Origin of the sequence: Mycobacterium sp. (assembly GCF_035697385.1) — a bacterium.
GTDB lineage: Bacteria > Actinomycetota > Actinomycetes > Mycobacteriales > Mycobacteriaceae > Mycobacterium.
The window spans coordinates 1-5,114 of sequence record NZ_DASSCY010000029.1; the positions used below are offsets into that span (position 1 = coordinate 1).

Sequence of the window (5,114 nt, forward strand, 5' to 3'; positions counted from 1 at the left end):
GCGATCTAAGCTCACACGTGCCGCTTTGGAGACGTTGGCGGTTGTGGCCTACCGTCAGCCGGTGACACGGGCAAGGGTGAGCGCGGTACGCGGCGTCAACGTCGACGCTGTGATGCGCACGCTGCTTGCCCGCGGCCTGATCACCGAGGCGGGCACCGATGCCGATACCGGCGCGGTGACATTCGCGACCACCGAGCTGTTCCTGGAGCGGCTGGGCTTGTCGTCTTTGGCCGATCTGCCCGATATCGCGCCGCTGCTGCCCGATGTCGATGTCATCGACGACCTGAGTGAATCCCTCGGCGACGAGCCACGTTTCATGAAGCTCAGCGGCGCGCAGTCGGCCGAAGAGCCGATGTCCTTCGACGTAGATCGTGAATGAGATGACCGACACCGAGGGCGTGCGCTTGCAGAAAGTGTTGTCGCAGGCCGGAATTGCGTCGCGTCGCGTCGCCGAGAAGATGATCTTAGACGGCCGGGTAGAGGTGGACGATCGCATCGTCACCGAACTGGGTACGCGCGTCGACCCCGACGTGTCGGTGATTCGCGTCGACGGGGCACGGGTGACCCTCGACGACACGCTGGTGCACTTGGCGATCAACAAACCCAAGGGCATGCACTCCACGATGTCGGACGACAAGGGCCGGCCGTGTGTCGGCGACCTGGTGGAGCATCGAGTTCGGGGAAACAAGAAGCTGTTTCACGTCGGCCGTCTTGATGCCGACACCGAAGGGCTGATGCTGTTGACCAACGACGGCGAGCTGGCCCACCGGTTGATGCACCCGTCGTACGAGGTGCCGAAGACGTATGTCGCGACGGTGCTCGGCACAGTGCCGCGCGGACTGGGCCGCAAGCTGCGCGACGGCATCGAATTGGACGACGGCCCAGCCCATGTCGACGACTTCGCGTTGGTGGACAAGGTCCCGGGCAAGACGTTGGTGAAGCTGACGCTGCACGAGGGCCGCAAGCGGATTGTGCGGCGGCTGCTGGCAGCGGTCGGCTATCCGGTGCAGGAGTTGGTGCGCACCGACATCGGCACGGTATCGCTCGGCGATCAGCGGCCGGGCAGCATTCGGGTGTTGACGCAAAAGGAGCTTGGCGAGTTGTACAAAGCGGTGGGAATGTGACCGACTCGCTCGTCGTAGCCGTCGATGGACCCGCGGGCACCGGAAAGTCCTCGGTGTCACGCGGTTTGGCCCGGTCCCTCGGCGCGCGGTATCTGGACACCGGCGCGATGTACCGCATCGTGACTCTGGCCGTGCTCCGGGCCGGCGTCGGGTTGACCGACACCCCGGCGATCGAAGCTGCCGCCGTCGATGTTCCTCTGTCGGTGGGCTATGACCCCGACGAGGACAAGGCTTACCTTGACGCAGAAGATGTTTCGCGCGAGATCCGTGGCGACAAGGTGACCAAAGCGGTGTCGGCGGTGTCGGCGGTGCCGGCCGTGCGCGCGCGTCTGGTCGGGCTGCAGCGCGAACTTGCCGCCGGACCGAGCAGCGTGGTGGTCGAGGGCCGCGACATCGGCACCGTCGTGCTGCCCGACGCCGATGTGAAGATCTTCTTGACCGCGTCGGCCGAGGAGCGGGCACGACGCCGCAACGATCAGAATGTGGCGTCCGGCCTCGGCGACGACTATGAGGCTGTGCTGGCCGATGTGAAGCGGCGTGATCATCTGGATTCGACGCGGGCGGTGTCGCCGCTGCGGGCCGCCGATGATGCGCTGGTCGTCGACACCAGCATGATGTCCGAACCCGAGGTGATCGCGCATCTGCTCGAACTCGTGCAGCAGCGCGCCGGGGCACGGCGATGAGCGACGGCAGCTGGACCGACGAAGGCGACTGGGAACTCGGCGCCGAAGACGTCGCGGAAGCGATCGAGGAAGCGGCGCCGCCGCCCGTGGTGGCCGTCGTCGGGCGGCCCAATGTCGGCAAGTCGACGTTGGTGAACCGGATCCTGGGGCGTCGCGAAGCGGTGGTGCAGGACGTGCCGGGCGTGACGCGCGACCGGGTGTCCTACGACGCTCTGTGGAGTGGGCGGCGTTTCGTCGTGCAGGACACCGGTGGTTGGGAGCCCGACGCCAAGGGTCTGCAGCAGCTGGTGGCCGAGCAGGCGTCGGTGGCGATGCGCACCGCGGACGCGATCATCTTTGTCGTCGACTCGGTGGTGGGTGCGACGACGGCAGACGAGGCAGCAGCACGGCTGTTACAACGGTCGGGCAAGCCAGTGTTCTTGGCCGCCAACAAGGTTGACAACGAGAAAGGCGAGGCAGACGCCGCGGAGTTGTGGTCGTTGGGACTGGGGGAGCCGCACCCTGTCAGCGCGATACACGGCCGCGGGGTGGCCGATCTGCTGGACTCGGTAGTGGGTTCGTTGCCTGCGGTATCGGAACTGGCGTCGGGCGGCGGTGGTCCCCGACGAGTTGCGTTGGTGGGCAAGCCAAATGTCGGCAAGAGTTCATTGCTGAATCGGCTGGCGGGCGATCAGCGGTCGGTTGTGCACGATGTCGCGGGCACCACGGTAGACCCGGTGGACTCGCTGATCGAATTGGGCGGCAAGACTTGGCGTTTCGTCGACACGGCGGGATTGCGACGCAAGGTCGGACAGGCCAGTGGACACGAGTTCTATGCGTCGGTACGCACGCACGGCGCGATCGACGCCGCAGAAGTGGTCATCGTGCTGATCGACGCGTCGCAGCCCTTGACCGAACAGGACCAGCGGGTGCTGGCGATGGTGATCGAAGCCGGCCGGGCATTGGTGTTGGCGTTCAACAAATGGGACCTGGTCGATGAGGACCGCCGCTACGAACTGGATCGCGAGATCGATCGGGAACTCGCGCAGCTGCAGTGGGCGGAGCGGGTGAACATCTCGGCGATGACGGGCCGGGCGGTGCAGAAGCTGGAGCCGGCGCTGGAGAAGGCGCTGGAGTCGTGGGATTCACGGATATCGACGGGACGGCTGAACGCCTTCTTCAAGGAGATCGTCGCGGCGACGCCGCCGCCGGTGCGCGGCGGCAAGCAGCCGCGGATTCTGTTCGCGACCCAGGCGACCGCGCGGCCGCCGACGTTCGTGCTGTTCACGTCGGGCTTCCTGGAGGCCGGGTATCGGCGGTTCCTGGAGCGGCGGCTGCGGGAGACGTTCGGGTTCGACGGCAGCCCGATCCGGATCAACGTCAGGGTGAGGGAGAAGCGGGGCGCACGCTCTAGATAGTGTTGGTCGAGTGCCCGTCATCGACATGATCCTGATCGCGTTGGCGGGTGTCGGAGCGGGTGCGATCAACGCGGTCGTCGGTTCCGGCACGCTGATCACCTTCCCGACCCTGGTGGCGCTGGGCTATCCGCCGGTGACGTCGACGATGTCCAACGCAGTGGGCCTGGTGGCAGGTAGCGCGTCGGGGACCTGGGGGTACCGGCGAGAGCTGCGCGGCCAGTGGAATCGGCTGGCGTGGCAGCTGCCGGCATCATTCATCGGTGCGGGCTTGGGTGCATGGCTGCTGCTGCACCTACCCGAGAAGGTGTTCACCCAAGTGGTGCCGGTGCTGCTGGTCATTGCGCTGGCGCTGGTGGTGGTCGGCCCGCGGATTCAGGCGTGGGCAAAGCGGCGCGCCGAGGCGGCCGGGCGGTCGGCGGAGCACGTGTCGTCGGGACGCATGGCGGCGCTGGTGATCGCGACGTTCGCGGTCGGGGTGTACGGCGGCTACTTCACAGCGGCGCAGGGCATCATGCTGATCGCGGCGATGGGCGCACTGCTGCCGGAGGACATGCAGCGGATGAACGCAGCGAAGAACCTGCTGTCACTGGTGGTGAATGTTGTTGCGGCAGTGGCGTACACGGTGGTCGCGTTCGACCGGATCAGTTGGGCCGCGGCGGGCTTGATCGCGGCGGGTTCACTGATCGGCGGTTTCCTTGGGGCGCACTACGGGCGGCGGCTGTCGCCGAATGTGCTGCGCGCGGTGATCGTCGTGGTGGGATTAATCGGGCTGTACCGGCTGTTGACCATTTAATGCGTCCCGGTAGCATCGCTAAGACTGTCTATCGAACACGAGAAGGGCGACCGGTGGCTGAACGCGCATTCCGCACCGCACCGTCGGCTCTCTCGGCGCTTGAACCGTTCTGGCCGTCACGTCGTCTGATGGCTTTCGACGAGTGGTGTCGCGCGCGCATCTGACCCGCGCCCACTAGTCCGTCTGGTCGCTGATTGCACAGCGACTTCTAGTCGAAAGCGACGAACCTCATGCGTTCGCTTCTCATCTTCGCGCTCGTCGGAGTTGGAGCCCAACTCGTCGACGGTGCCTTGGGCATGGCCTTCGGCGTCACCGCTTCGACACTGTTGGTGCTCAGTGGGGTCGGGGCAGCGCAAGCGAGCGCGGCGGTGCACCTAGCGGAAATCGGCACCACGCTTGCTTCCGGTGTGTCGCACTGGCGATTCAAGAACATCGACTGGTCGATCGTGCTGAAACTCGGGGTGCCCGGTGCGATCGGTGCCTTCGCGGGTGCGACGGTGCTGTCGTCGCTGTCGACGAAAGACGCGGCCCCGCTGATGGCCGGGATCCTTGTCGTCATCGGTGCCTATGTGCTGCTGCGGTTCTCGTTGCGTACACCGCCGGTCATTCGGTCCGGCGCGACCCCGCACACCGCCAAGTTTCTGACGCCGCTCGGTCTGTTCGGCGGTTTCATCGACGCGTCCGGTGGCGGGGGATGGGGCCCGGTGACGACGAGCACGCTGCTGTCGCGTGGCAAGGCTGCGCCGCGCACGGTCATCGGTTCGGTGAGCGCATCGGAATTTCTGGTCGCTGCGTCCGCGTCGCTGGGTTTCGCGGTGGGATTGCGCGAGGACTTCATCGAGAACATGCCGGTGGTGCTCGGGTTGGCGGTCGGCGGCATCCTCGTCGCGCCGTTCGCGGCGTGGCTGGTGAGCAGGGTGAGTCCGGCGCTGCTCGGAACCGCGGTCGGCGGCATCATCGTGCTGACCAACAGCCAAAAGCTGGTCCACTACTTCGGCATTGAGTGGCCGTGGTCGACGGGCATTTACACATCGATCGTCGTGGCGTGGGCGGCCCTGGTGTTTGTCGCGTGGCGGACGTCGCGGGCCACGGAGTTCGTGTCAGACGTGGCCGAGGT

6 protein-coding genes are annotated in these 5,114 nt (G+C 66.2%); all 6 read left to right on the forward strand.

What is annotated here, in order from left to right; all coding sequences use genetic code 11:
* The coding region (scpB, locus tag VFH65_RS02875) for an SMC-Scp complex subunit ScpB (protein ID WP_353319625.1) at positions 1-379 on the forward strand (379 nt) is incomplete at its 5' end.
* Position 380: 1 nt separating this feature from the next.
* A complete protein-coding gene (locus tag VFH65_RS02880; protein ID WP_353319627.1) occupies positions 381-1,124 on the forward strand; it encodes a pseudouridine synthase in 744 nt (247 codons plus the stop codon).
* The gene (gene cmk, locus VFH65_RS02885) at positions 1,121-1,807 is read left to right on the forward strand and encodes a (d)CMP kinase (protein ID WP_353319628.1); all 687 of its coding nucleotides are present in this window, start codon (positions 1,121-1,123) and stop codon (positions 1,805-1,807) included. The genes VFH65_RS02880 and cmk overlap by 4 nt, the downstream gene beginning before the upstream one ends.
* Complete coding sequence (gene der, locus VFH65_RS02890) at positions 1,804-3,204, forward strand: ribosome biogenesis GTPase Der (protein WP_353319629.1); 1,401 nt, start codon at positions 1,804-1,806, stop codon at positions 3,202-3,204. Before cmk ends, der begins: the two co-directional genes overlap by 4 nt.
* 25 nt (positions 3,205-3,229) lie before the next feature.
* Complete coding sequence (locus VFH65_RS02895) at positions 3,230-3,997, forward strand: sulfite exporter TauE/SafE family protein (protein WP_353319631.1); 768 nt, start codon at positions 3,230-3,232, stop codon at positions 3,995-3,997.
* A 230-nt stretch (positions 3,998-4,227) separates the two neighbouring features.
* On the forward strand, positions 4,228-5,114 hold an 887-nt coding region (locus tag VFH65_RS02900; protein ID WP_353319630.1), incomplete at its 3' end, for a sulfite exporter TauE/SafE family protein.